1 pseudogene is annotated in these 482 nt (G+C 39.0%); it reads right to left on the bottom strand.

The features are described from left to right. Positions 1 to 397, bottom strand: a pseudogene (locus JHD69_RS20220) (hypothetical protein); the annotation flags it as partial. Positions 398 to 482: the final 85 nt, after the last annotated feature.

Here is a 482-nt window from a genome sequence, read left to right on the forward strand (position 1 = left end):
AAGTACCACTGGTAGAGAAAGGTATACCAGAAGAAACTTGGGTAAAGCGATAAGACGGCAAACCTTGAGATACGGCTTGAGAAAATGTTCTAACTTCGCTCCTATAGTTAAAACCAACTAAGGCGTTTACATTATGCTTACCAAATGATTTGATATAATTTAAGATCTGATCTGTTTGGAAGTTGGTATTTCTTGTATTTGCAGCCGAAGCTTGACCGTTTACAGATCTTCCGTCGCCAAATCTTGGATCTTGAAACTGATCCTCTATGATTTCTAAATAGTCAACACCAAAATTCGACCTAAACGACAAGTCGTCGTTAATTCTGTATTTGGCATTACCGATGCCATTAAACTGATTAGTTATACCTCTGTTCATATTTAATTTTGCAATCTGCACAACGTTAAATTGATCGTAGGCACCTGGCAGGTTGGTATTGTAAGCTGTCTCTTATACACATCTGACGCTGCCGACGAACCACGAC

The organism is Pedobacter sp. ASV12, from assembly GCF_016429155.1.
Lineage (GTDB): Bacteria > Bacteroidota > Bacteroidia > Sphingobacteriales > Sphingobacteriaceae > Pedobacter.